The organism is Kitasatospora sp. NPDC057500 (genome assembly GCF_042802195.1).
Taxonomy (GTDB): Bacteria; Actinomycetota; Actinomycetes; order Streptomycetales; family Streptomycetaceae; genus Kitasatospora.
In genome coordinates, this window is sequence record NZ_JBHVER010000060.1 from 14,910 (window position 1) to 38,414 (window position 23,505).

The 23,505-nt window shown below is 73.4% G+C and carries 16 protein-coding genes and 1 tRNA gene; 9 read left to right on the top strand and 8 right to left on the bottom strand.

What is annotated here, in order from left to right:
* Window positions 1-3: 3 nt before the first annotated feature.
* From ACFU74_RS15635 to ACFU74_RS15655, 5 genes are all read right to left on the bottom strand, one after another.
* Window positions 4-768, bottom strand: a complete 765-nt coding sequence (locus ACFU74_RS15635; protein ID WP_380756721.1) for a TrmH family RNA methyltransferase — start codon at window positions 766-768, stop codon at window positions 4-6.
* 34 nt (window positions 769-802) lie between these two features.
* The gene (locus tag ACFU74_RS15640; protein WP_380756723.1) at window positions 803-2,950 is read right to left on the bottom strand and encodes an FUSC family protein; all 2,148 of its coding nucleotides are present in this window, start codon (window positions 2,948-2,950) and stop codon (window positions 803-805) included.
* A 10-nt stretch (window positions 2,951-2,960) separates the two neighbouring features.
* Window positions 2,961-4,181 (bottom strand): HTTM domain-containing protein, encoded by a 1,221-nt coding sequence (locus ACFU74_RS15645; protein ID WP_380756725.1) that lies wholly within the window; start codon window positions 4,179-4,181, stop codon window positions 2,961-2,963.
* Window positions 4,178-4,912 (bottom strand): DUF5819 family protein, encoded by a 735-nt coding sequence (locus tag ACFU74_RS15650; protein ID WP_380756727.1) that lies wholly within the window; start codon window positions 4,910-4,912, stop codon window positions 4,178-4,180. The genes ACFU74_RS15645 and ACFU74_RS15650 overlap by 4 nt, the downstream gene beginning before the upstream one ends.
* 114 nt (window positions 4,913-5,026) lie before the next feature.
* Window positions 5,027-6,196: a rhodanese-like domain-containing protein gene (locus tag ACFU74_RS15655; protein ID WP_380756728.1), complete on the bottom strand. Its 1,170-nt coding sequence runs from the start codon at window positions 6,194-6,196 to the stop codon at window positions 5,027-5,029.
* Window positions 6,197-6,439: 243 nt separating this feature from the next.
* Between ACFU74_RS15655 and ACFU74_RS15660 the strand changes: the two genes are divergently transcribed.
* On the top strand, window positions 6,440-9,145 hold the full coding sequence (locus ACFU74_RS15660) for a SpoIIE family protein phosphatase (RefSeq protein ID WP_380756730.1): 2,706 nt from the start codon (window positions 6,440-6,442) through the stop codon (window positions 9,143-9,145).
* Window positions 9,146-9,261: 116 nt separating this feature from the next.
* Here ACFU74_RS15660 and ACFU74_RS15665 read toward each other — a convergent pair whose 3' ends face one another.
* Window positions 9,262-10,029 (bottom strand): hypothetical protein, encoded by a 768-nt coding sequence (locus ACFU74_RS15665; protein ID WP_380756732.1) that lies wholly within the window; start codon window positions 10,027-10,029, stop codon window positions 9,262-9,264.
* Window positions 10,030-10,248: 219 nt separating this feature from the next.
* The gene (locus tag ACFU74_RS15670; RefSeq protein ID WP_380756754.1) at window positions 10,249-12,018 is read right to left on the bottom strand and encodes a phosphatidylglycerol lysyltransferase domain-containing protein; all 1,770 of its coding nucleotides are present in this window, start codon (window positions 12,016-12,018) and stop codon (window positions 10,249-10,251) included.
* Between the two features lie 364 nt (window positions 12,019-12,382).
* Here ACFU74_RS15670 and ACFU74_RS15675 point away from each other — a divergent pair, with 364 nt between their 5' ends.
* The gene (locus ACFU74_RS15675; RefSeq protein WP_380756756.1) at window positions 12,383-13,033 is read left to right on the top strand and encodes a response regulator; all 651 of its coding nucleotides are present in this window, start codon (window positions 12,383-12,385) and stop codon (window positions 13,031-13,033) included.
* A complete protein-coding gene (locus ACFU74_RS15680) occupies window positions 13,030-14,172 on the top strand; it encodes a sensor histidine kinase (protein WP_380756734.1) in 1,143 nt (380 codons plus the stop codon). The genes ACFU74_RS15675 and ACFU74_RS15680 overlap by 4 nt, the downstream gene beginning before the upstream one ends.
* A gap of 92 nt (window positions 14,173-14,264) precedes the next feature.
* Here ACFU74_RS15680 and ACFU74_RS15685 read toward each other — a convergent pair.
* Window positions 14,265-14,348 (bottom strand) — tRNA-Leu (locus ACFU74_RS15685).
* Window positions 14,349-14,766: 418 nt separating this feature from the next.
* On the opposite strand from ACFU74_RS15685, the gene ACFU74_RS15690 reads away from it, so the two are divergent.
* The 6 genes from ACFU74_RS15690 (at window position 14,767) to pknB (ending at window position 23,432) form a co-directional block, all read left to right on the top strand.
* Window positions 14,767-15,636, top strand: coding sequence for an FhaA domain-containing protein (locus ACFU74_RS15690; protein WP_380756737.1), 870 nt, complete (start codon window positions 14,767-14,769; stop codon window positions 15,634-15,636).
* A gap of 13 nt (window positions 15,637-15,649) precedes the next feature.
* Window positions 15,650-16,186, top strand: coding sequence for an FHA domain-containing protein (locus ACFU74_RS15695; RefSeq protein WP_380756740.1), 537 nt, complete (start codon window positions 15,650-15,652; stop codon window positions 16,184-16,186).
* A gap of 53 nt (window positions 16,187-16,239) precedes the next feature.
* Complete coding sequence (locus tag ACFU74_RS15700; RefSeq protein WP_380756742.1) at window positions 16,240-17,901, top strand: PP2C family protein-serine/threonine phosphatase; 1,662 nt, start codon at window positions 16,240-16,242, stop codon at window positions 17,899-17,901.
* A 168-nt stretch (window positions 17,902-18,069) separates the two neighbouring features.
* Window positions 18,070-19,539, top strand: coding sequence for an FtsW/RodA/SpoVE family cell cycle protein (locus tag ACFU74_RS15705; RefSeq protein ID WP_380756744.1), 1,470 nt, complete (start codon window positions 18,070-18,072; stop codon window positions 19,537-19,539).
* Window positions 19,536-20,993, top strand: a complete 1,458-nt coding sequence (locus ACFU74_RS15710; protein WP_380756746.1) for a peptidoglycan D,D-transpeptidase FtsI family protein — start codon at window positions 19,536-19,538, stop codon at window positions 20,991-20,993. The genes ACFU74_RS15705 and ACFU74_RS15710 overlap by 4 nt, the downstream gene beginning before the upstream one ends.
* 261 nt (window positions 20,994-21,254) lie before the next feature.
* On the top strand, window positions 21,255-23,432 hold the full coding sequence (gene pknB, locus ACFU74_RS15715) for a Stk1 family PASTA domain-containing Ser/Thr kinase (protein ID WP_380756749.1): 2,178 nt from the start codon (window positions 21,255-21,257) through the stop codon (window positions 23,430-23,432).
* Window positions 23,433-23,505: the final 73 nt, after the last annotated feature.

Consider the following 23,505-nt stretch of genomic DNA (forward strand, 5'->3'; position numbering starts at 1 on the left):
GGCTCAGACCGGCGCGCCGGGCGGGCGTCCGGACATCCAGTGGAACAGCCCCATCGCCACGCTGGTCGCCAGGTTGAAGCTGGAGACCCCGGGCCGCATCGGCACCGCGACCAGTTCGTCGGCCCGCGCCCTCAGCTCCGGCGTCACCCCGTGCCGCTCGGTGCCGAAGGCGAGCACCGCGTCGTCCGGGAAGGCCGTCGTCCGGATGTCCGCGCCCTCCGGGTCCAGCACGTAGAGCGGACCGGCCGGCAGCTCCGCAAGGGGCAACCGCTCGACGGCGGTCGCGAAGTGCAGGCCCGCGCTGCCGCGCAGCACCACAGGATGCCAGGGGTCCAGCTCGCCGGTGGTGACCACGCCCGCCGCGCCGAAGCCGGCCGCCAGCCTGATCACCGCGCCGACGTTGCCCAGGTTGCGCGGGTTCTCCAGCAGCACGACGGGGGCCGGCCGGGGCCGGACGGCCAGCGCGGCGCGGTTGGCCGCCGCGGTCGGCCGCACCGCCAGCGCGACCACCCCGGTCGGGTGCAGCCGGGGTGCCAGCGTGCGCAGCGCGGCCTCCGGCAGTTCGACGGCCAGCGCGTCCAGCGCCGGCGCGACGTCCGGGGCCAGTTCGGCGGCGAGCGCCAGCAGCGCGGCCCGGTCGGCGGTCAGCACCTGCCGGACGGCGCCGCCGAACCGCAGCGCGTGCTTCAGCGGGTGGAACCCGTCCAGCAGCACCGTCCCCGGCTCCTCGGCGCCGGCCCGCCAGACCCGCAGCAGTTCCTCGTTCATCCCGCTCACTCTGCCATCCCCGCAGGGGCGGGCCTCAACGCCCCGTGGGCTCCGGGTCGCGCCGCTCGGCGGCGGCCGCCGTACCGCCGCCGCGCAGCGCCCGTTCGAGGTCCTTCAGCGCCTGGAGCAGCAGCCGGGTGCCGGAGCGCACGACGTCCCCCTGCACCCCGGCCGGCTCCTCGGCGAGCCGCCGCTCCAACTGCTCCTGGGCCTCCCGGACGGCGCCGAACTCCACCGGTCGCCCGGTCAGCAGCGCGCCCGCCGCCAGCGCCGTGGCCAGCCGCAACTCCTCGGCGAACTCGGCCGCCCCCGGCACCGGCTCGGCGTCCGCGCCGGGCAGGTGGGCCTCCAGCAGCACGGCGACCCGCCCGAGGTGGCCGACCGCGGCCCGGGCCCGGTCCAGCTGGCGCCGGCTCACCCCGGGCAGCCCGGAGGCGTGCCGGCCGGGCTCGGCGTCGGCCCGCTGCATCGCCTGGAGCAGTTCCGAGCGCGCCTCCCGGGAGTCCAGCAGCGCCGAGCGCACCTCCCGTCCGCGCGGCGCGGCCGGCCGCTCGTAGACGGCGATCACCTCGGCCGTGTACCGCCCGGCGGCGGCCAGCCACTCGGCCAGCCGCTCGCCGAGCCGGGCGGTCTGCCAGGTCGGGAAGAGCGCGTAGACGAGCAGTGCGACCGAGCCGCCGAGCAGCGTGAGGCCGACCCGTTCCACCGCCGTGGCCAGCGGGTCGCCCTCCTGGAGGCCGAGCAGGAAGACCACGTAGGAGGAGATGCAGGTGGTGATCACCGCGTAGCCGGTGCGGAAGGTCAGATAGGCGCCGGCGATCGAGACCACCGCGAGCGCCGCCAGCACCCACTCGCCGGGCCGGGCCAGCTGCACCACCAGGGTGGAGACGGCCACCCCGACGACCGTCCCGGCCAGCCGGGCCACCCCCCGGCTGTAGGTCTGCGCGAAGTCCGGCCGCATCACCATCGCGGCCGTCATCGGCGCCCAGTAGCCGTGCTCGAAGCCGGCCAGCCGGGCCAGCAGGTAGGCGGCGGTGACCACCCCGGTCAGCCGCACGGCGTGCTGGAACACCGCCGAGTGCGGATGGAACTGCCGCCGCACCGCGCGCAGCGCCGTCGGCAGCATCCGCACCAGCGGCGGCTTGCGCAGCGCCCCGCCGGGCTGGACCACGGGGGTGTCGATGGTGTCCTCGGAGGCGCGGTCGAGCGCGTCGGCGGCCTTGCGGAGCAGCCCGGCCAGCCGGCGTGCGGCCCGGCGTGCGGCGCCGCGCAGCTCCGGGCCCTCGGTCCGGGCGACCAGGGTGAGCGCCGGCGCCGAGCGGGGCAGCTGGAGCGGGTCGCCGGTGCGGACCGCCCGGGCCAGCGCGTCCATCGCCTCGGCGGAGGCGGCCAGCACCTCCCGGGCCCGGTCGCGCTCCGGGCCCTCCTCGGGGGCGCCCACCTTGGGGTCGGCGATCGCCGCCAGGGTGGGCCGGATCCGCTCGGCGAGGCCGCGCAGGCCGCGCAGTTCGGGCGGCCTGCGCCGGTCCTGCCAGGGCGTCAGCGCGGCGGCGTGGCGGGCCTCGATGAACGGTTCCGGGTCGACGTGCGCGGTCGGGTCCTGGCGCAGCCGGCGCGCGTAGTCGGCGAGTTCGGCGTAGGTGTCGGCGAGCGCCTCGCGCTGGGCGGTCCAGCTGCCGATCGGCCAGAGGGTGATGACCACCGCCTGGACGACGCCGCCGAGCGCGCAGACCAGCCCGTGGCCGAGCGCGGTGAGCGGGCTGACCGGCAGTTGGACGACGATCAGCATCACCGAGAGGGTGTTGGCGGCGACCACCCCGGCGGTCGGCCCGATCGCCCAGGCGAGCCCGGCCCCGAAGGCCCAGACCGCCAGCAGCACCGGGAACACCCCGGTCACCCCGGCCGCCAGGTAGCCGAAGAACGTGCTGACGCCGAGTCCGATCCCGGCGGCGACGGCGAGCGTGGCACGCGGCCGGAAGCTGCGCTGGAAGGTCGCGGTCCCGGCGATGAAGGCTCCCATCGCGGCCGAGGTGGCGAGCCGGGCGTCGGCGAGCGCGAGGGTCGGGAAGAGCACCAGGGCGACGGCGACCGCGCCGCGCAGCGCCCGCTTGGGGTCGGTGAGCGTCCGGTCGATGGTCAGTCCGGTCCGCGCGGTGTCTCGAAGCGCGGCGAACCAGGACATACCGGTCAGTTTAGTGGCGGTCCCCCGGCCGGATCCGCGCGACCCGCTCCCCGGCCCACAGCAGCGCCGCGGTCGGCAGGAACACCGCGTCCGCCGCGATCATCGCCAGCGAGAACACCGGCAGCCCGAGCAGCACCGCGATCCCCGCGTGCTCGGCCATCATCACCACCAGCAGCACGTTCTTGAGCCGCCGGTTCACCAGCGTGAACGGGAAGGCCACCTGGAGCAGCACCGTCCCGTAGGTGATCAGGAACACCGGCAGCATCGCCCCGCCGACCAGCCCGGACAGGGCCGGCCAGGGCGTGAAGTAGTCCAGGTGCAGCGGGTAGTACAGCGCGGTGCCGTCCTGCCAGCGCGAGCCCTGCACCTTGTACCAGCCGGCCGTGGCGTAGATCAGCACCACCTCGACGGCGATCACCAGCATCGCGCAGTTGTGCAGCATGGTCGCCAGCGCGTCCAGCACCGCCCGGGTCTCGCCCCGCGGCGCGAGCCGGTCCACCAGCCACCAGAGCCCGGCCACCGCCCACAGCGTCCAGAAGAACGGCCCCCAGCCGACGTACGGGAACGCCGGGACCGTCCAGGCCAGGCCGGTCCCGGCGAAGCCGCCCAGCTGACAGACCAGCAGCACCGCCCCGAGCACCGCCCACAGCAGCACCCCGGCCGGACCGCCCCGCCCGGACCGGGCCCGCCGGGCGTCCAGCGACCACACCTCGGCGCACCGGGTGAAGACCAGGTAGACCGCCATCAGGTGGACGATGTTGTCGCCGCCGTCGCCGAGGAAGACGTTGCGGTTCTGCAGCGACAGCACGGTGACCAGGAACAGCACCGTGGCCGCCCTGGTCCGCCAGCCGAGCAGCACCGCCAGCGCGGCCAGCACCCCCAGGTGGTAGACCAGTTCGAACCAGGGCCGCCCGCCGAACCAGGGCAGCACCGTCAGCGCCCCGTTGTCGGCCAGCAGTTGCTCCGCCAGCTCCGTCGACCAGGGCGAGGTGTCGCCGTACAGCAGCCGCCGGTTCGGCCACTCGCGCAGCAGGTACGCCAGCCAGACCAGCCCGAAGCCGATCCGCACCGCCGCCGCCTGGTACCGCCCGAGCACCCGGCCGGCGAACACCTCGAAGGCCCGGGCCGCGAGGCCTGCCGGACCCGGCCGGCGCGGACCGTCCGGGGCGCCGTCCGGGGCCGGCGGCGGCCCGGCCGGACGGGGGGCCTCGTCGAGGGTGGTGCCGCTCACCACAGCCCCCGCAGGTCCTCGTCGCCCACCGGCCACCAGGGCAGCTCGCGCACCCTCGGCGCGGGCGGCGCCGTCTCCCCGCTCCACTCCGGCGGGGCGACGGTCGTCGTGGTCACCCGCAGCTCGACCGCCACCACCGGCCGGCCGTCCACGCTGCGGCCGATCCGCTGCACCGCGATCCGCTTCAGGTACTCCTCGGCGAGCAGCCCGCGCGGCGTGGTCTGCGACTCGTCCTGGGCGTTGTGCGAGCCGTCGTAGAAGTCCCAGGCCCGGCGCAGCAGGTTCTGGTCGGCGTGGCCGGGCGCCGGGTTGCCCCGGATCGCCGCGATGTCCTGCGCGGTCAGCCCCACCCAGTCGTGGACCACGGCGTCGCCGTCCGCCGACGCCGTGCGCACCCGGGCGTCCACCGCGACGTTCTGCTGCAGCGGATTGGGCGCGAACAGCTTCCAGTTCTGCTCGAACTCCGGGTAGACCAGGCCGTCCAGCTGCTCCCGGTACTCCCGGGAGAGCGAATTGGCGGGCGCCACGTGCAGGAAGACCGCGCCGAGGAACAGCCCGGTGGCCGTCACCAGCAGGACCGCGGCCGTGCCCAGGACCACCCGGCCGGGCGCCGACCGGACCCGGCGGAGGACGGGCGGCGGGTGCTTGCTCCCGGCGAGCCCGCCGTTCTCCTCGAAGTCGGCGGACTCGGCGTGCTCGGCGTGCTCGGCGGCCTCGGCGCTCTCGGCCATGGACTCCCCCGGGGACGGGCTGGACCGGCACCGCGCCGGCCCGGTCGCGCGCCCATCCTGCCCTACTCCCGGCGTCCTGCGGAGCCCCCGGTCCTCCCGGTCCGCGCCTTCCCGCTACAGGACGAAGGCGTCCTGCCCGGTGCCGCTCACCATCGGACGGCCCGCGCCCTCCCAGGCGTACATCCCGCCGTCGACGTTCACCGCGTCCCGGCCGTTCTGCACCAGGTACTGGACGACCTGCGCGGAACGCCCGCCGACCCGGCAGAGCACGTACAGCCGCTCGTCCGGCAGCTCGCCGATCCGCGCGACCACCTCGCCGATCGGGATGTGCAGCGCGCCCTCAACGTGCCCGGCGTCCCACTCGTCCTGCTCCCGGACGTCCAGCAGGGCGGCTTCCGCGGGCACGGCGGCGGCGTCGATGGCGGGGATCTGCGCAAACATCGTCTGGTTCTCCTGGGCGTCGGGATCGGCCCCGTCATTGTCCCCCACCGGCCCGCCGAGCAGGTTCTCCAGCTCGGCCTGCCGGGCGGCGGCCTTGGCCAGCAGCTGCTCGGCCAGTTCGGTCAGCAGCCCGTCCGGGTCCTGCGGGGCCAGCGCCAGCAGCTCGCCCATCGCGCTGCGCTCCAGCCGGACCTGCTCGGCGGCGAGCTCGCCGATCCGGCCGGTCAGCCACTCCAGCCGACGGCGCAGCCAGCCGAGCCGGTCGGGGGAGCCGACGGCGGGCGCCGCCTCGGGCGCGGTGGACCACTCGTCGGCCAGCGCCTCCAGCGCACCGGTGTCGCCGTACGCGTAGGCCTCGTTGACCCGGGCCAGGAACGCCGCCCGGCGGCCCTGCTCCTGCGGGTCGGTGGACAGGTCGGGGTGGGCGCGGCGGACCAGCTCGCGGTAGATCCGCTGGGCGTCCCGGCCGGGCCGCACCCGGGCGGGCGCGGCGGGCGGCGGCGGGGCCTCCTCCTGGGCGCCCCGCTCGCGGACGCTGTCGAACAGCGCGTCCAGGTCCGGCAGGTCATCGACCCGCTGCCGGGCCTCCCGGGCCCGCCGCAGGTCCTCCGGGTCCCCGGTACGGGCGGCCACCGCCTCGGCGAGCAGCGCGTCCAGCTCGTCCAGCCGGGCGTACAGCGGTCCGAGCAGCTGGTGGTGGATCAGCGCGAAGTTGTCGATCTCGACCCGCAGCGTCCGCACGTCGACGTCCATCGTGAGCCAGGCGAGTTCGGCGGCCTCGACCCGCTCCTCCAGCTCCTGCTGCTCCGGATCGGTCCAGCGGACCGGGATCTGCGCGGTCACCTCTCGCCTCCTCCTGCGTGCCGTCCTGCGACCCTACCGCCCAGGTGCGCGCCGCCGATCCGGGGTGGACGGGGAGTGCGGACCGGCGCACGGCACATGACACGCAACCGATACCGAGGAATCTCCCCGTTTCGCTATCGGCTCCCGGCCCGTCCGTGCTTCGCTGGTATCCGCACAGCATGCCTTCCTCCGGAGAAACGGCCGTCTCCCGACATGGCGGCCAGGCGGGAGCAGACCGAATCCATGGTGGACGATCCCAACTCCACACCGCGTCCGGCGGGCACCGACCCGGCGCCCGGCACCGCACCGGGTGACCAGCCGTCAGGCGTGGTCGCCCTGGTCCGGCTCGCCCTCGTGCTGGTCGACCACGACGGGCGGATCGCCCAGTGGAGCCGGGCCGCCGAGGAACTTTTCGGACACCGCGCGGAGGCGGTCCACGACCGCCCCGCGGCCGGCCTGCTGCCCGCCGCGGAGTCACGCGGCGGGACCGGCCCGGCCGCCCCGGCCGCCGGACGCCGCCGGGACGCCTTCACCGCCCTCGCCGCCCTGACCGCCGACGCCGCCTGGGCGGGCCGGCTGCCCGTGGTCGACCGCGAGGAGCACCCGCGGGACGTGTTCTGGTGGGCCTACCCGGTGGACGGCCCGGCCGGCGGACTGCTCGCCCTGGCCGCCGACGCCCGCCCGCTGCGCTCGTCCGGCCCCCGGCTGGCCGTCGGCGAGCGGCTGCTGCCGTTCGCCGCCGCCCCCGGCGCGCTGGGCGGCTTCCACCGGCTCTCCGCCGCGCTGACCACCGCCGGCCTGCCGGTCCCCCCGCCGCTGGCCGCCCTGCTGCCCCGCTCCCCCGAACGCCGCGGACCGCTGCTCGGCGCACTGGCCCGGGCCGGGCTGCCCGCCCTGCGGCTGGACCCGGCCACCGTCCTGCCGGTGCGGCCCGCCGACCCGGCGGCCGGCACCGCGCACGCCGCGGCCGGGATCGGCCGCCGCTACCCGACCGCGCAGCAGCGCACCGCCCGGCTCGGCCCGCCGCCGCAGCCCGAGCAGTCCGCCCCAGGCCGCCGCCCGGCCGGACCGCTGCCCGCCCAGCGCGAGGCCGCGGCCGCGCAGGCCGCCGCCCCGGCCGCCGCCACCCCGGCCACCGCCGGTCTCGGCGCGCCGGCCACCGGCCCGGCCGTCCCGGCCCCGCCGAGAGGAGGCACCACCATCGAGCAGACCACCGTCGGACCGCCCGCCGCCGCCGTGCCGCAGCCCGCCCCCGCGCCGTCGTCCGGCCGGTTCGGCCCGTTCCTCACCAACGGCCACGCCGGCGAACAGCTCGCCCTGCTCAACGAGGTCGGCGGCAAGGTCGGCACCACCCTCGACCTCGGCTTCACCGCCCACGAGCTGTGCCGGGTGCTGGTCCCCCGGGTCGCCGACTTCGCCTGCGTCGACCTCGTCGACGGCCTGATCTCCGACTCCGAGCTGCCCGAGGCCCGCCCGGACGACGACACGATGCTCCGCCGGGTCGCGCTCGCCTGCAACGAGTCCACCGGCCAGTGGGACCACGTGCTCGCCGAGGGCTCCCTGGTCGCCATGCCCCGCCGCACCCCGCCCGGCATGGCCCTCCAGCTCAACCAGCCGGTACTGGTCCCGGTGATCACCCGGGACGTCGCCGTCGACTACGCCGCCGCGCTCGGCGGCCCGGAACTCGTCCCGGTGGTCTCCGACCGCTCGATGCTGGTGGTACCGCTCTCCGCCCGCGGCACCGTGCTCGGCACCCTCAAACTGCTCCGGCTCCCCGACCGCGGCCCCTTCGACGAGGGCGACGCCGCCACCCTCAAGGAGCTCGCCGCCCGGGCCGCGCTCTCGCTCGACAACGCCCGGCTGCACCGGGCCGAGTCCAGGGTCGCCACCACCCTCCAGCGGTCGATGATCCCGACCCGCCCGCCGCAGATCCCCGGTGTCCAGATCGCCCACCGCTACCTGCCCGGCGACTCGCGGGCCGAGGTCGGCGGCGACTGGTTCGACGCGATCCAGCTGCCCGGCAGCCGGGTCGCCCTGGTGGTCGGCGACGTCATGGGCCACGGCCTGCACTCGGCCGCCGCGATGGGCCGCTTCCGCACCGCGATGCAGACCCTGGCCGCCCTCGACCTGCCGGCCGGCCAACTACTGCGCCACCTGGACAACCTGGCCCACAAGCTCGGCGACGACCACCTCGCCACCTGCCTGTACGCGGTCTACGACCCGATCAACCGGACCTGCGAGCTGGCCAGCGCCGGCCACGTCCCGCCGGTCCTGGTCCACCCCGACGGCACCGGCGAACTGCTGGAGATCCCGGCCGGCGCCCCGATCGGGGTGGGCGGGGTCCCGTTCGTCGCCAAGACCATCGACGTCTCGGACGGCTCGATGCTGGTGCTCTGCACCGACGGCCTGGTCGAGGTGCGGGGCGGCGACATAGGAGCCGGGCTGGCCGCGCTCTGCGGCAATCTGATCGACCCCACGCAGAGCCCCGAGCAGGCCTGCGACGTGGTCCTGGAGCGGCTGCACTCGGACGACCGCAAGGACGACGTCGCCCTGCTGGTGGCCCGCTTCGACGGGGTCGCGCCGAGCGAGGTCGCCACCTGGGACCTCACCGTCGACCAGCGCGAGGTCGGCCGGGCCCGCGCCCTGGTCCGCGAGCAGCTCGCCGCCTGGCACCTGGAGTCGCTCAGCGACACCGTCGTGCTGCTGGTCAGCGAACTGGTCACCAACGCCGTCCGGGTCGCCCGCGACCGGGTCCAGCTCCAGCTGATCCGGGTCGACAAGCTGCTGGTCGAGGTCAGCGACGACAACCACAACCTGCCGTCGCTGGAGCCCGCCGAACAGCTCGGCGAAACCGGCCGAGGCCTCACCCTGGTCACCAAACTCGCCGACCACTGGGGCACCGCCCGAAAAGCGGTCGGCAAGGTGGTCTGGTTCGAACTGCCCCTCTGATCGGAGCCCACTCGCCTCCGGACCGCTCCTACCCGGCGCCGACGTCCGGCTCGTGGCCTGCGTGCTCGTCGGCTGCGTGCTCGTCGGCTGCGGCCGGGGTGAGCGGGCCGGCGGGGCTACGGCACGGCGGCGGCGCCGGCCGGGGTGCGCAGGCGGGCGTCGGCGGCCGCCTCCAGGGAGGCGGTGGCCGCCGCCACCACGGCCGCCGCCCCGACCCCGGTCAGAACCCGCGGCCAGAAGTCCCCGAACACCTCCACCGAGACCGCGATCAGCAGCGCCGCGATGACCGCCACCACGTGCTCCATGCCCGCCAGGTTCGGCAGCACGATCGCCTCACCGACCATCAGCGCCACCACCAGCCCGGCGGTGAACCAGGCCCGACAGCGGAACGCGATGCAGATCGCCAGCGCCACCACCGCGGCCGACGGCCCGGTGTCCCGCACATGGGCGACCCACTTCGGGAACCCGAAGAGGTGGTCCGGGCCGATCGCCACGCCGACCCGGGCGAACAGCGTCCCGGCCAGCGTGCAGGTGTAGGCCACCACCAGGGTCAGCCGCCGGCCGAGCACGATCTCGGCGATCCCGAACACCACGAAGACCTGCGCCAGCGCCCCCCACACCGGCAGGTCCAGGGCCGGCACGTACAGCGACAGCGGCGTCCGCAGCAGCGAGACCTCCAGCGGCAGCGCCGCCTTCACCACCCCGATCTGGGTGACCAGGCGCTCCCCGCCCGGCAGGTGCTGGACGATGCTGAACAACAGGATCAGACAGGTCGCCGCGGTGGCGAACGGGACGGCTGCGAACTTCCTGCGGACCACCCGCTCCCGGACCGTTCCGAACAGCGTTCCCCACTCGGCGACAGCGGCCTCTCGGGCAATAGCCACCGGCCCCTTTCGCACGCCCCCCGCGTGGGCCCTCCGCATCACAATCCGTTCTCCAAATCCCCGTGGCCGCAAGCGCCTTCCTGCGTACTCCCACATTAGAAGGCGCTTTACGGGACCACATCGGCATTTGTGCCGATCCCCGTCATCCTCAGGGGGGAGGAGCCACCCCGAAATCCCCCCATCCGGGTGCCCGGCCCCCTCCGCCCCCCGGCGGAGGGTCTACCCCTTCCCGCCCCGTGCCGCCACCGGCACGCGGGGCGCCTCGACGGCGGGCGGCCCCTGGTGCCGGCGACGGAACAGCGCGGGCAGGCTCGGTGCGGTGATGAAGCCCTCGGCCCGGGCACTGGCGATACCGATCCGCGGAATCTCGCTGCTCTTCTCGAACAGCAGATAACGCGGTTCCCAGATCGGCCGGTACTTGGCATTGGCCCGGTAGAGCGATTCGATCTGCCACCACCGCGAGAAGAAGCCGAGAACGGAACGCCAGAGCCGCAGCACCGGCCCGGCGCCGAGCTTCGACCCGCGCTCGAAAACGGACCGGAACATTGCGAAGTTCAACGAGACCCGGGCCAGATTCACCTCGCCGGCACGCTGCAGGAGTTCGATCACCATGAACTCCATCAGACCGTTCTCGGTGTCCCGGGCCCGGCGCATGAGATCCAGCGAAAGCCCGTCCGCCCCCCACGGCACGAAGCTGAGCAGCGCCTTCAGCTCCCCGTCCGCGTCGTGGCACTCCAGCATCACGCAGCGCCCGTCGCCGGGGTCGCCGAGCCGGCCGAGCGCCATCGAGAAGCCGCGCTCGGTCGCGCCGTCGCGCCACTGGTCGGCCTTGGCGACCAGGTCGGCCATCTCGCTCTCGGGGATCTCCTCGTGGCGGCGGATCCGCACCGTGTACCCGGCCCGCTTGACCCGGTTGTAGGCCTGGCGAACCACCCGCATCGCCCGGCCGTCCAGCGAGAACTCGTCCAGCTCGACGATCGCCTCGTCGCCCAGCTCCAGCGCGTCCAGACCGTGCCGGGCGTAGATCACGCCGGCCTCCTCGGAGGCGCCCATCACGGCCGGCGCCCAGGCGTGCTCCCGGGCCTCGGCCAGCCAGGCGTCGATCGCGCCCGGCCAGGCCTCCGGGTCGCCGATCGGGTCGCCGGAGGCCAGCGAGACTCCGCCGACCACCCGGTAGGTGACCGCCGCCTTGCCGCTCGGCGAGAAGATCACCGCCTTGTCCCGGCGCAGCGCGAAGTAGCCGAGCGAGTCCCGCTCGCCCTGCTTGTCCAGCAGCACCCGCAGCCGCTGCTCGTCCTCGGCGGTGAGCAGTTCCTTGCCGCGCGGGCTGCGGAACGCCACGTAGAGGACGAGCAGGAAGAGCAGCCCGCCCATGGTGTTGATGACCGCGTTCACCCAGGTCGGCGCGTCGATCACGGAGCGCAGGTGCTCGGACGGGGTGACGGTGACCATCCGGCCGACCGAGTAGCGGAACATGTCCCAGAAGTCGGCGTCCGGCAGCCTGTTGGTCAGCATGACCAGCGCGGCGCCGACCACGCCGCCGAAGCCCAGGCCGGCCACGAAGGTGGCGGCGGCGGTCTTCGGGTTGGAGCGGTCGCCCTTGGAGGTGAACTCCTTCCGGCCGACCAGCAGCGCCAGCACGAAACCGCAGGTCAGAACGGTGGAGACATAGTTCAGCGGGTGCCGGTCGAAGCCCTCGTCGGGCAGCGACATGGCGCCCAGGTAGAGCAGCGCGAACAGCCCGGCCAGGGCGGCGTTGAAGATCCACGCGGCCCGCTTGCGGCGCCGCATGGCGACCGCCAGGAAGACCGAGAGCACCGCGCTGCTCAGGCCGGCGGTCATCAGGTAGGGGGTGAAGTACTCGCCCTCGTTGTGCGTCTCGACCTGGTCCCGGAACGGCACCAGCAGCACGGTGACGAGGTTGAGCAGGGCGATCAGCCGCAGGTACCAGACCGTCGCCACGGCGGCCCGCGGACGCCAGCGCGCCATGACGGCGCCGGGCCCGGAACCGGACCCGGTGGGGGAGGTGGAGGGCTCCGGCTTCACAGTGGACGACACAGCTCAATTCCAAACGATCAGGTGGCGGGTCGCATCCGCACACGACCCGGCTGGACGCCCCACCTCGGCCGGCAGGCCGACTGAGCGGCAGCCAATTTCCATGGTTCCCCACCGATGATGAGAATTGCGTGAACCAGGTAGCGGATTCACACCCCCGCCGTTCGGCGGGGGTCGCCCGACCGGTACGGCACCGGCAAAGCCGCCGGTCAGGCCCTACCCTCGATTCCAGTCATGCGGACCGGCCCGGCCCGGCCGCCGAACCGAGGAGGGCCCCATCGCCACCACCCGCGTGCTGATCGTGGACGACGAGATCCTGGTCCGGTCCGGGCTCGGCCTCATCGTCGGCTCCGCCCCCGACCTGGAGGTGGTCGGCGACTGCTCCGGCGCGCAGACCGAGGAGCACGTCAAGCGGCTGCGTCCGCACGTGGTGCTGCTCGACATCCGGATGCCCGACATGGACGGCATCTCGGTGCTCCGCCGGCTCCGGGCCCTGCCCGACCCGCCGGCCGTGGCGATGCTCACCACCTTCGACACCGAGGAGTACATCGGCACCGCGCTGCGCGCCGGGGCCTCCGGCTTCCTGCTCAAGGACACCGCCCCGGAGCAGCTGGTGCACGCCGTCCGGGTGCTCGCGGCGGGCGGCAACATCCTCTCCCCGACGGTGACCCGCACCGTGATCGGCGGCTACGTGGACGGCGGCGGCCCGGACGCCGAGGCCGCCACCCTGGCCCGCACGCTGACCGGCCGGGAGCTCGACGTGCTGGCGCTGCTGGGCGAGGGCCTGTCCAACGCCGAGATCGCCGACCGGCTGTTCCTCGGCACCGGCACCGTGAAGGACCACATCAGCGCGATCCTCGGCAAGCTCGGCGCCGCCAACCGGGTCCAGGCGGCCGTGATCGCCCACCGGGCCGGGCTGGTGCGCCCGAAGCCGAGCGACGGGGCATGAGCGGCGGCGCCGCTGCCGCCCGACGACCGCCGGCCGGGCTCACCGCGCCCTGGCTGATGCTCCTGCTGCCCGCCCTCTACTCGCTGGTGGACGCCGCCCTGGTGGCCCGGGGCGCCCCGCCGTGGCAGACCCTGCTGTCGGTGCTGGCCGCCGTCGCCCTGCTGTGGCGGCGGCGCTTCCCGGTCACCGTGCTGCTGCTGACCATGCCCGGCAGCTACCTCGACGACATCTGGCTGGCCCCGATCACCGCCGTCTACACGGTGGCCGCCGAACGCCCCCGGCCCCGGGTGGTGGTGCCCTGCGCCACCCTGTTCGCCCTGGTCGAGTTCTTCCACTGGCCGGTCTCCGAGCAGACCTTCACGATCAGCCGGGACACCGCCCTGTACGCCATCCAGTCCGTGATGCTGGCGGCCGGCCCGGCCGCCACCGGGCTGCTCTCCCGGACCCGGCGCGAGCTGGCGTCCCGGCTGGACGAGCTGACCCGCGGCCAGGAGCGGGAGAGCCGGCTGCTCGCCGAGCGGGTCCTCAGCGAGGAGCGCGGCCGGCTCGCCCGGGAGATGCACGACGTGGTCTCGCACCAGGTCAGCCTGATCAGCATCCAGGCCGGCGCGCTCCAGGTGTCCACCCCCGACCCGGCGGCCGCCGGCGTCGCCAGGACCATCCGCGAACTGTCCGTGCGCACCCTGGAGGAGCTGCGCCAGATGGTCGGGGTGCTGCGGGCCGGCGGTCCGCGGACGGGCACCCCGCTGGCCCCGCAGCCCCGGCTGGCCGACCTGCCCCGGCTGATCGAGGAGAGCGGGCTGACCGCGGACGCCGAACTCGTCCCGGGCGACCGCCCCTGGCCGGAGGCGGTCGAGCGGGCCGCCTACCGCACGGTGCAGGAGGCGCTCACCAACATCACCAAGTACGCGCCCGAGGCCGCGGTCCACGTCCGGGTGCGGGCCCGCGGGCGGCGACTGCGGGTGGAGGTGCGCAACGAGGCGCCGCCGGTCCGCCCCGTGCAGATCCTGCCGGGCGGCGGCCACGGCCTGGTCGGCCTGCGCGAACGCGCCCAGCTGCTCGGCGGTTCGCTCACCGCCGGTCCGACCCCGGACGGCGGCTTCGAGGTCCGCGCCGACCTCCCGGCCCCTTCCTCCTGACCGCACGGGCAGTCCCCCGGGGTCCCGCCGTCCCGGTGGGGGACGAAGAACAAGAAAGCCCCGCAGATCCGAAGATCTGCGGGGCTTCGCTGTGCGCGAGGGGGGAGTTGAACCCCCACGCCCTTTCGGGCACTGGAACCTGAATCCAGCGCGTCTGCCTATTCCGCCACCCGCGCATGGGTGTTTTCACCGCTTGCCGGTCGATCAGCCGACCCGCTCGGTACCATGTGGTCTTCGCGGCTCTTCGATCGGGCCACCCGGTGGGCGCCCCTTCCGACGTGGAAAACATTAGCACGACCTGGGGGTCACCTCCGAATCCGTTCCCCGCGGCACCCGAGCGCATCCGAACGGATGCCCGACGGACAGGCGGGCGAAGGACGGCGGTCCCGACCGGCGGGTAGCCCTGGCATGGTGCCGCCCGGATGCGTCACCCTGTGTGTCCGAGCCCACCCCCGGGCACCACGTGGTCCGGGAACCGTACGGATGGCCCCGGCGTGGATACGATCAGTACGGAAGTACCGCAAGTAGGCACGACCGGCTCCTCCCGGACACCGGTCGGCAGGCAGGCGAACGAACCCTGGAAGGGGGTGCCCCATGGGAGTGCTGAAGAAGTTCGAGCAGCGACTTGAGGGTCTCGTCAACGGCACCTTCGCCAAGGTGTTCAAGTCCGAGGTCCAGCCCGTGGAGATCGCCGGAGCGCTGCAGCGCGAGTGCGACAACAACGCGAGCATCTGGAACCGCGACCGGACCGTCGTGCCCAATGACTTCATCGTCGAGCTCAGCTCGCACGACTACGAACGGCTGAGCCCCTACTCCGGACAGCTGGGCACCGAGCTCGCCGGCATGGTCCGCGAGTACGCCGAGGCACAGCGCTACAGCTTCATGGGCCCGCTCCAGGTGAACCTGGAGAAGGCCGAGGACCTCGACACCGGCCTGTACCGGGTGCGCAGCCGCACCCTCGCCGCCGAGGAGCCGCAGCAGCACGCCCCCGCGCACCCGACCCAGCCCGGCTACGGCCGCCCGCCGGCCGCCCAGGCCCCCGGCGCGCCGTGGCAGCAGCCCGGCGCCGCCCCCTACGGCGCGCCCCCGCCGCCGCCCGCCGCGCCCCCGGCCATGCCCCCCGGCCCGCCCGCTCCGGCCGGCGGCAATGTGCGCCCGTTCCCCGGCGCCGGCCACGGCACCGCGGTCCGCCGCTGGATCGAGGTCAACGGCGCCCGCCACCAGATCACCGGCAACGCCTGCGTGCTCGGCCGCTCCACCGAGGCGGACGTCCGCATCGACGACCCCGGGGTCTCCCGCAAGCACGCCGAGATCCGGCCCGGCACCCCCGCGATGGTGCTGGACCTCGGATCCACCAACGGCATCGTGGTGGACGGGCAGCACACCCAGCGCGCTACGCTCCGCGACGGCTCTCGAATCGTCGTGGGCTCCACCACCATCGTCTACCGACAGGTCGAAGGGTAGAGCGGGCGCGGTTATGTCAGAACTGACCCTCACGGTCATGCGGCTGGGTTTCCTGGCCGTGCTGTGGCTGTTCGTGATCGTCGCGGTCCAGGTGATCCGCAGCGACCTGTTCGGAACGCGGGTGAACCCGCGGGCCTCCCGCCGGGGCGGCGGTGCCGCCACGGCCGCGCCCGCACCGGCGCCACCCGGGCGCGCCCCGCAGGGCCAGCCGGCCCCGGGCGGTCCGCCGACCCAGGGCGGCGGGCGGCGCCGCGGCGCCCCGACCCAGCTCGTCGTGGTGCAGGGCTCGCTGGCCGGCACCACCGTCGCGCTGCAGGGCCAGACCATCACGCTCGGCCGCGCCCACGACTCCACCATCGTGCTGGACGACGACTACGCGTCATCCCGGCATGCCAGGATCTATCCCGACCAGACTGGGCAGTGGACGGTGGAGGATCTAGGCTCCACCAACGGCACCTATCTGGACCGTCAGCGCCTGACCGCGCCGACCCCGCTCCAGCCGGGCATGCCGATCCGTATCGGCAGGACCGTCATCGAACTGCGGAAGTAGTAGCGCATGAGGGACAGCATCCCGTCCATGACCCAGAGGGGGGCACAGGTCGCATGACCCTGGTGCTGCGCTTCGCCGCCGGCTCCCACAAGGGACTGATCCGGGAGGGGAACGAGGACTCCGGCTATGCCGGTCCGCGGCTGCTGGCCGTGGCCGACGGCATGGGCGGCGCGGCGGCCGGTGAGGTCGCGTCCTCCGAGGTGCTCGGCTCGATCGTCCGGCTGGACGAGGACGTGCCGGGCGCCGACCTGCTGACCCTGCTCGGCGACGCGGTCCAGGGCGCCAACGACCGGCTCCGCCAGATGGTCGAGGAGGACCCCCAGCTCGAAGGCATGGGCTGCACCCTCACCGCGATGCTCTGGACCGGCCAGCGGATGGGCCTGGTGCACGTCGGCGACTCCCGCGCCTACCTGCTGCGGGACGGTGCGCTGGTGCAGATCACCCAGGACCACACCTGGGTGCAGCGGCTGGTCGACGAGGGCCGGATCACGCCCGAGGAGGCCGAGACCCACCCGCAGCGCTCGCTGCTGATGCGCGCCCTGGACGGCCGCGGCCAGGTCGAGCCCGACCTGTCGATCCGCGAGGTCCGGGCCGGCGACCGCTACCTGATCTGCTCCGACGGCCTCTCCGGCCCGGTCAGCCACCAGACCCTCCAGGACACCCTGGGCAGCTTCTACTCGCCCGAGCAGACCGTGCAGGAGCTGATCCAGCTCGCCCTGCGCGGCGGCGGCCCGGACAACATCACCTGCATCGTGGCGGACGTCCTGGACGTCGGCGCCACGGACACCCTGAGCGGACAGTTCAACGACGTGCCGGTGGTGGTCGGCGCGGTCGCCGAGACCCCGCCGTCCTCGGCCGCCGCCGACCGCTCGATCGCGGACACCCCGGCCGGCCGCGCCGCCGGACTGGGCCGCGGCCCCCAGGGCGCCTTCGGCCCCGCCGAGGGCTACGCCGCCGGCCACCCCGACGGCCAGGGCGGCTTCGGACCGGCCGAGGGCTACCCGGAGGGCCGCGGCACCGAGCCCGGGGCCTACGGGGACGAGGACTACGACGACGAACCGCCCCGCAAGAGGCGCGGGAACCGGGCGCTGACCTTCTCGCTGGTCGGCCTGGTCACCCTGGGCCTGCTCGGTGCGGGCGGCTTCTTCGGCTACCAGTGGACCCAGAGCCAGTACTACGTCGGCGCCGAGGGCGACCACGTCGCCGTCTACCAGGGCGTCAACCAGAGCCTGGCCGGGCTGAGCCTGTCCTCGGTGCACACGCCGTACAAGGACATCGAACTCAAGTACCTCCCGCAGGACCAGCGCACCCACGTCACCAACACCATCTCGGCGGCCAGCCTCGGCGACGCCGACGACAAGGTGAAGAAGCTGGGCGAGCAGGCCGCGTTCTGCCGGAAGGTCGCCGACGTCCGGGCCGCGGCCGCCAACCCGCCCGCGCCGGGCGCCGTCCCGGCACCCGGCCAGCAGCCGGTCCAGCAGGCCGCGGGGACGGTCGCGACGCAGGCCGGGTTCGTGGCGGCCGGCACGCCCAGCCCGTCGGCCACCGGCCGCGCCCCGGCCGCCGGAGTCCCCGCGAACACCCCGGCCCCGGGCGTCACCACCCCGGTGGCCACGCCCAGCCAGAGCGCCGCGGCCCCGGCGGCCCCGCAGGGCGACCTGCCCGGCCTGACCGACGAGGAGCGGCAGCGCGCCGACTCCTGCCCCAAGCCGTGATGGACGCGACCCGACATAGGCCCGCCCGGCGCGGGGCCGCCGGCCGTCAGGGAGCGGCTACGACGTGAGTGAGCGAAGCGTGGGGGTCCCCCCGGCCGGAGGTCGGGGGAGAGCCGTCAAGAGGCACGCATGGGCGAATGCCCCTGCCGGGCGTAGCGAGGCGGGAGCATGAGCACCTTCGATGTGAGCAGCGACGCCAACCGCCGGGACACCGGTGTGCCGGCCGACCGCGCGTCCTCGCGGCGCCGCCGCAACACCACCATCTCCCCGCAGGCTTCGCCGAACCGGCGCAACACCGAGCTGGCGATGCTCGCCTTCGCGGTGGTGCTACCGGTCCTGGCGTACGCCAACGTGGGCCTGGCGATGGACGGCGAGCTGCCGGCCGGCATGCTCGGCTACGGCGCCGGCATGGGCGCGCTGGCGCTGATCGCGCACCTGCTGATGCGCAGGTTCGCGCCCTACGCGGACCCGCTGATGCTGCCGATCGCCACCCTGCTGAACGGCCTCGGCGTGGTGATGATCTGGCGGCTCGACAAGGCCGGACCGCTGCTGCACAACAACTTCCCGGCCGCCTCCAACCAGCTGATGTGGTCCGGCCTGGGCGTCGCGGGCTTCATCGTGGTGATGGTCTTCCTCAAGGACCACCGGGTCCTCCAGCGCTACACCTACATCTCGATGGTGGTGGCCCTGGTCCTGCTCGCCGCGCCGGCGTTCTTCCCGGAGCGCAAGGAGGACTTCGGTGCCAAGATCTGGATCCGGATGGGCTCCTTCTCGATCCAGCCCGGTGAGTTCGCCAAGATCATCCTGACGGTGTTCTTCGCCGGCTACCTGATGGTCAAGCGGGACGCCCTGGCACTGGCCAGCCGCCGGTTCATGGGCCTGTACCTGCCGCGCGGGCGCGACCTCGGCCCGATCATCGTGATCTGGCTGCTCAGCCTGCTGATCCTGATCTTCGAGAACGACCTCGGCTCGTCCTTCCTGTACTTCGGCCTCTTCGTGGTGATGCTCTACGTCGCCACCGAGCGGACCAGCTGGATCGTCTTCGGCCTGCTGATGTCGGTCGGCGGCGCGGTCGCGGTGGCCTCCACCACCAGCCACGTGAAGACCCGCATCGACGCCTGGCTCAACCCGATGGCCGCCTTCGAGCCCAACCACGCGCCGTACGCCACCGAGCAGATCGGCCAGGCGCTGATGTCGTTCGGCTCCGGCGGGGTGACCGGCTCGGGCCTCGGCCAGGGCCGTTCCTGGCTGATCGACTTCGCCGCCAAGAGCGACTTCATCCTCGGCTCCTTCGGCGAGGAACTCGGCCTCACCGGCATGATGGCGATCTTCATGCTGTACGCCCTGCTGATCCAGCGCGGCCTGCGCACCGCGATCGCCGCCCGGGACCCGTTCGGCAAGCTCTTCGCCGTCGGCCTCTCCTCGGCGATGGCGCTCCAGGTCTTCGTGGTCGCCGGCGGTGTCACCGGCCTGATCCCGCTGACCGGTATGACCATGCCGTTCCTCGCCCAGGGCGGGTCCTCGGTGGTCGCCAACTGGGCGCTGGTCGCGATCCTGCTGAAGATCAGCGACAACGCCCGCCGCCCCGGGGTGGAACCCACCCCCACACCCGAGATCCAGGGGGGTACCGCCTCGTGAACAAGCCGATCCGCCGGGTCTCGATCTTCTGCCTCGTGCTCGTCCTGGCCCTCATGGTGCGCACCAACTGGATCCAGGGCGTGCAGGCCGACGAGTGGGCGAGCAACAAGTACAACAAGCGCCAGGTCTACGACCGCTACGCCTACCCGCGCGGCAACATCATCGTCGACGGCCAGCCGATCACCCAGTCGACCTTCGTGAACGGCCTGCGCTACAAGTACAAGCGGTCCTGGACCGACCCCCAGATGTACGCCCCGGTGACCGGCTACTCCTCGCAGGCCTTCGGGTCCAGCCAGCTGGAGCAGTTGGAGGACGGCATCCTCTCCGGCAGCGACGACCGGCTGTTCTTCCGCAACACCCTGGACATGCTGACCGGCGAGCAGAAGCGCGGCGGCGACGTCGTCACCACGATCAACTCCAAGGCCCAGAAGGCCGCCTTCGACGGGCTCGGCAACAAGAAGGGCGCGGTCGTCGCGCTCGACCCGAAGACCGGCGCGATCCTCGCCCTGGTCTCCACGCCGTCCTACGACCCGGCCAGCTTCGCCGGCAACGAGACCTCGGACAGCAAGGCCTGGACCGACCTCAACGCCGACCCGAGCAAGCCGATGCTCAACCGGGCGCTGCGCGAGACCTACCCGCCCGGCTCGACCTTCAAGCTGGTCACCGCGGCGGCCGCGTTCGAGAACGGGCTCTACCAGAACATCGACGACCAGACCCAGACGCCGGACCCGTACACCCTGCCGGGCACCAACTTCGTGCTGAAGAACGAGTCCGACCGGGAGCAGTGCGGCAACGCCACCATCAAGTCCGGCATGGACCAGTCCTGCAACACGGTGTTCGCCAAGATGGGCGCCGACCTGGGCAAGGACAAGATGCGGGTGCAGGCCGAGAAGTTCGGCTTCAACAGCACCGTCGACACGCCGATCCGCTCGGAGAAGAGCGTCTTCCCGTCCAACTCCACCCCGGACGGCACCGCCCAGGACGCGATCGGCCAGCACGACACCCAGGCCACCCCGCTGCAGATGGCGATGGTCTCCGCGGCGATCGCCAACAACGGCACGCTGATGCAGCCCTACCTGGTCGCCGAGGAGCGCTCCGCCTCGCTGACCACCATCTCCAAGCACACCGACAAGCAGTTCTCCCAGCCGGTCAGCCCGGCCACCGCGGCCAAGCTCCAGGAACTCATGGTCTCGGTGGTCGAGAACGGCACCGGCAAGAACGCCCGGATCCCCGGCCTCACCGTCGGCGGAAAGACCGGCACCGCCCAGCACGGCGAGGGCAACGCGGGCCTGCCGTTCGCCTGGTTCACGTCCTACGCCAAGGCCTCCGACGGCCGCTCGGTGGCGGTCGCGGTGGTCGTCGAGGACGGCTCCAACAACCGCGACGGCATCAGCGGCGGCCGGCTCGCCGCGCCGATCGCCAAGTCGGTGATGCAGGCCGTCCTGGGCAAGTGACGGGAAGCGCCGGCGGGTGAGGGAAATGTCACGATCGGCACCCCTGTCCGGATACCGGTCTGATATCGGCCTGCGGCCGACTCGGGTCCCGCGCGGTCCGACCGGTAGCGTATCCGCAGCAACGGGTGTACCCGTTGCCGTCCACGCGGTGCCGGACGGTCCTGACAGCAGAACCATCCGGGTCCCGGACGGCGTCACACGGAGCGTGCGGGGACACCTACGTCACAACCTCACCGGCGGGTGAGGGAGAGGGTCGGAACTATGGAAGAGCCTCGTCGCCTCGGCGGCAGGTACGAGCTCGGCGGCGTCCTCGGACGCGGCGGCATGGCCGAGGTGTACCTCGCCCATGACACCCGGCTCGGCCGCTCCGTCGCCGTGAAGACGCTCCGGGCCGACATGGCCCGTGATCCGTCGTTCCAGGCCCGCTTCCGCCGTGAGGCGCAGTCCGCGGCGTCACTGAACCACCCCGCGATCGTCGCCGTGTACGACACCGGCGAGGACTACATCGACGGCATCTCCATCCCGTACATCGTGATGGAGTACGTCGAGGGCTCCACGCTGCGCGAGCTGCTGCACTCCGGCCGCCGGCTGCTGCCGGAGCGGGCGCTGGAGATGACCATCGGCATCCTCCAGGCCCTGGAGTACTCGCACCGGGCCGGCATCGTGCACCGCGACATCAAGCCCGCCAACGTCATGCTCACCCGGCAGGGCAACGTCAAGGTGATGGACTTCGGCATCGCCCGCGCGATGGGCGACGCCGGCATGACGATGACGCAGACCTCCGCCGTCATCGGCACCGCCCAGTACCTCTCCCCGGAGCAGGCCAAGGGCGAGCAGGTGGACGCCCGCTCCGACCTCTACTCCACCGGCTGCCTGCTCTACGAGCTGCTCACCGTCCGCCCGCCGTTCGTCGGCGACTCCCCCGTGGCGGTCGCCTACCAGCACGTGCGGGAGGAGGCCCAGCCGCCGTCCGTCTTCGACCCCGAGGTGCGCCCCGAGGTCGACGCGATCGTGCTGAAGGCGCTCGCCAAGGACCGCGACTACCGCTACCAGACCGCCGACGAGATGCGCGACGACATCGAGCGCTTCCTCGACGGCCTGCCGGTGGCCGCCGCCCAGCAGGCCGCCGCGTACGGCATGGGCGCCGCCGGGTACGGCTACGACCAGAACGGCTACCCGCAGCAGCACGACCCGTACGGCCAGACCAACGTGCTGCCGCAGCAGGCGCCCGGCGGGCCGACCACCGTGCTGCCGCAGGCCGCCCCGGCCGGCTACCCCGCCCAGTCCCAGGCCGGCGGCTACGACGACGGCTACGGCCAGACCTACGCCGGTACCCAGGGCGGCGGCAACGACGGCTACGACGACGGCTACGGCCGCGGCGGCCGGCGGGCCGAGGAGCCGCCGAAGAAGAGCAACACCTCCTGGATCCTGCTGGCGGTCGCCGCCGTGCTGGTCCTGGTCGGCACCTTCTTCGTCGCCCAGGCGATGTTCAGCAACAAGAAGGGCGACGACAAGAAGGAGACCCCGCAGGTCTCGGCGCCCAACCTGGTCGGCAAGACCCTGGCCGAGGCCAGGACGATCCTCGCCCAGGCCGGTCCCAAGCTGGTGGTCGCCGAGGGCGAGAAGATCGCCTGCCCGGACACCAACGTCAAGAAGGACCAGGTCTGCACGCAGAACCCGGCGGTCGGCACCCAGGTCGCCGAGGCCGCCACGATCACCGTGCAGCTGTCCTCCGGCCCGGCCAAGACCCCCGTGCCGAGCGTGGTCGGCAAGACCAAGGACCAGGCCATCAAGGCGCTCGCGGACGCCGGCTTCGCCAACGTCACGACCGACTACAAGGACGACGACAACGTCCCGCTGGACCAGGTCATCTCGCAGGACCCGGCCTCCGGCGGCGCGGACCCGTCCGCCGCGGTCAAGCTGACCGTCTCGCAGGGCAAGGCCAAGATCAACGTGCCGAGCGTGGTCGGCCAGCAGAAGGAGGCCGCGCAGGCCGCGCTGGAGGGCGCGGGCTTCCAGGTGGACGCCTCGAAGACGGCGCAGACCACCGACCCGGCCAAGGTCAACACGGTCGCCTCGCAGAACCCGGCGGGCGGCAAGCAGCCGGCCAACACCAAGATCACCCTGACCATCTACAAGGCGCCGGACAAGATCACCGTCCCGCCGCTGGTCAACCAGTCGCTCGAAAAGGCCACCAAGACCCTGCTGGGCATGGGCCTGCAGTACAGCGTCGTCTCCGGCCCGCAGGACCCGAACGCGATCGTCACCGTGTCGAACCCGCCGGCCGGGACCCAGGTGGACCCGAACACCTCGGTCGGGCTGATGACCAAGCCGGTGGAGCCGCCCAAAGGGAACGACACCCCCACACTTCCCGGAATCCCCGGGATTCCCAACCCCAACCCCACGAACACCAAAGGGGGACCCAACGGCAACAACTAAGCCCTGGTTCCCCTGGCTCTGAGCAGCTCGGGGTCGGACCGGCCGGTTGAGTCGTTCCCCGACAACGCCCGAG

Coding starts and splice junctions, on each gene's coding strand:
- ACFU74_RS15695 (WP_380756740.1), top strand. CDS start 15,650: ATGTCAGAACTGACCCTCACGGTCATGCGGCTGGGTTTCCTGGCCGTG.
- ACFU74_RS15700 (WP_380756742.1), top strand. CDS start 16,240: ATGACCCTGGTGCTGCGCTTCGCCGCCGGCTCCCACAAGGGACTGATC.
- ACFU74_RS15635 (WP_380756721.1), bottom strand. CDS start 768: ATGAACGAGGAACTGCTGCGGGTCTGGCGGGCCGGCGCCGAGGAGCCG.
- ACFU74_RS15640 (WP_380756723.1), bottom strand. CDS start 2,950: ATGTCCTGGTTCGCCGCGCTTCGAGACACCGCGCGGACCGGACTGACC.
- ACFU74_RS15650 (WP_380756727.1), bottom strand. CDS start 4,912: ATGGCCGAGAGCGCCGAGGCCGCCGAGCACGCCGAGCACGCCGAGTCC.
- ACFU74_RS15705 (WP_380756744.1), top strand. CDS start 18,070: ATGAGCACCTTCGATGTGAGCAGCGACGCCAACCGCCGGGACACCGGT.
- ACFU74_RS15660 (WP_380756730.1), top strand. CDS start 6,440: ATGGTGGACGATCCCAACTCCACACCGCGTCCGGCGGGCACCGACCCG.
- ACFU74_RS15680 (WP_380756734.1), top strand. CDS start 13,030: ATGAGCGGCGGCGCCGCTGCCGCCCGACGACCGCCGGCCGGGCTCACC.
- ACFU74_RS15690 (WP_380756737.1), top strand. CDS start 14,767: ATGGGAGTGCTGAAGAAGTTCGAGCAGCGACTTGAGGGTCTCGTCAAC.
- pknB (WP_380756749.1), top strand. CDS start 21,255: ATGGAAGAGCCTCGTCGCCTCGGCGGCAGGTACGAGCTCGGCGGCGTC.
- ACFU74_RS15670 (WP_380756754.1), bottom strand. CDS start 12,018: ATGGCGCGCTGGCGTCCGCGGGCCGCCGTGGCGACGGTCTGGTACCTG.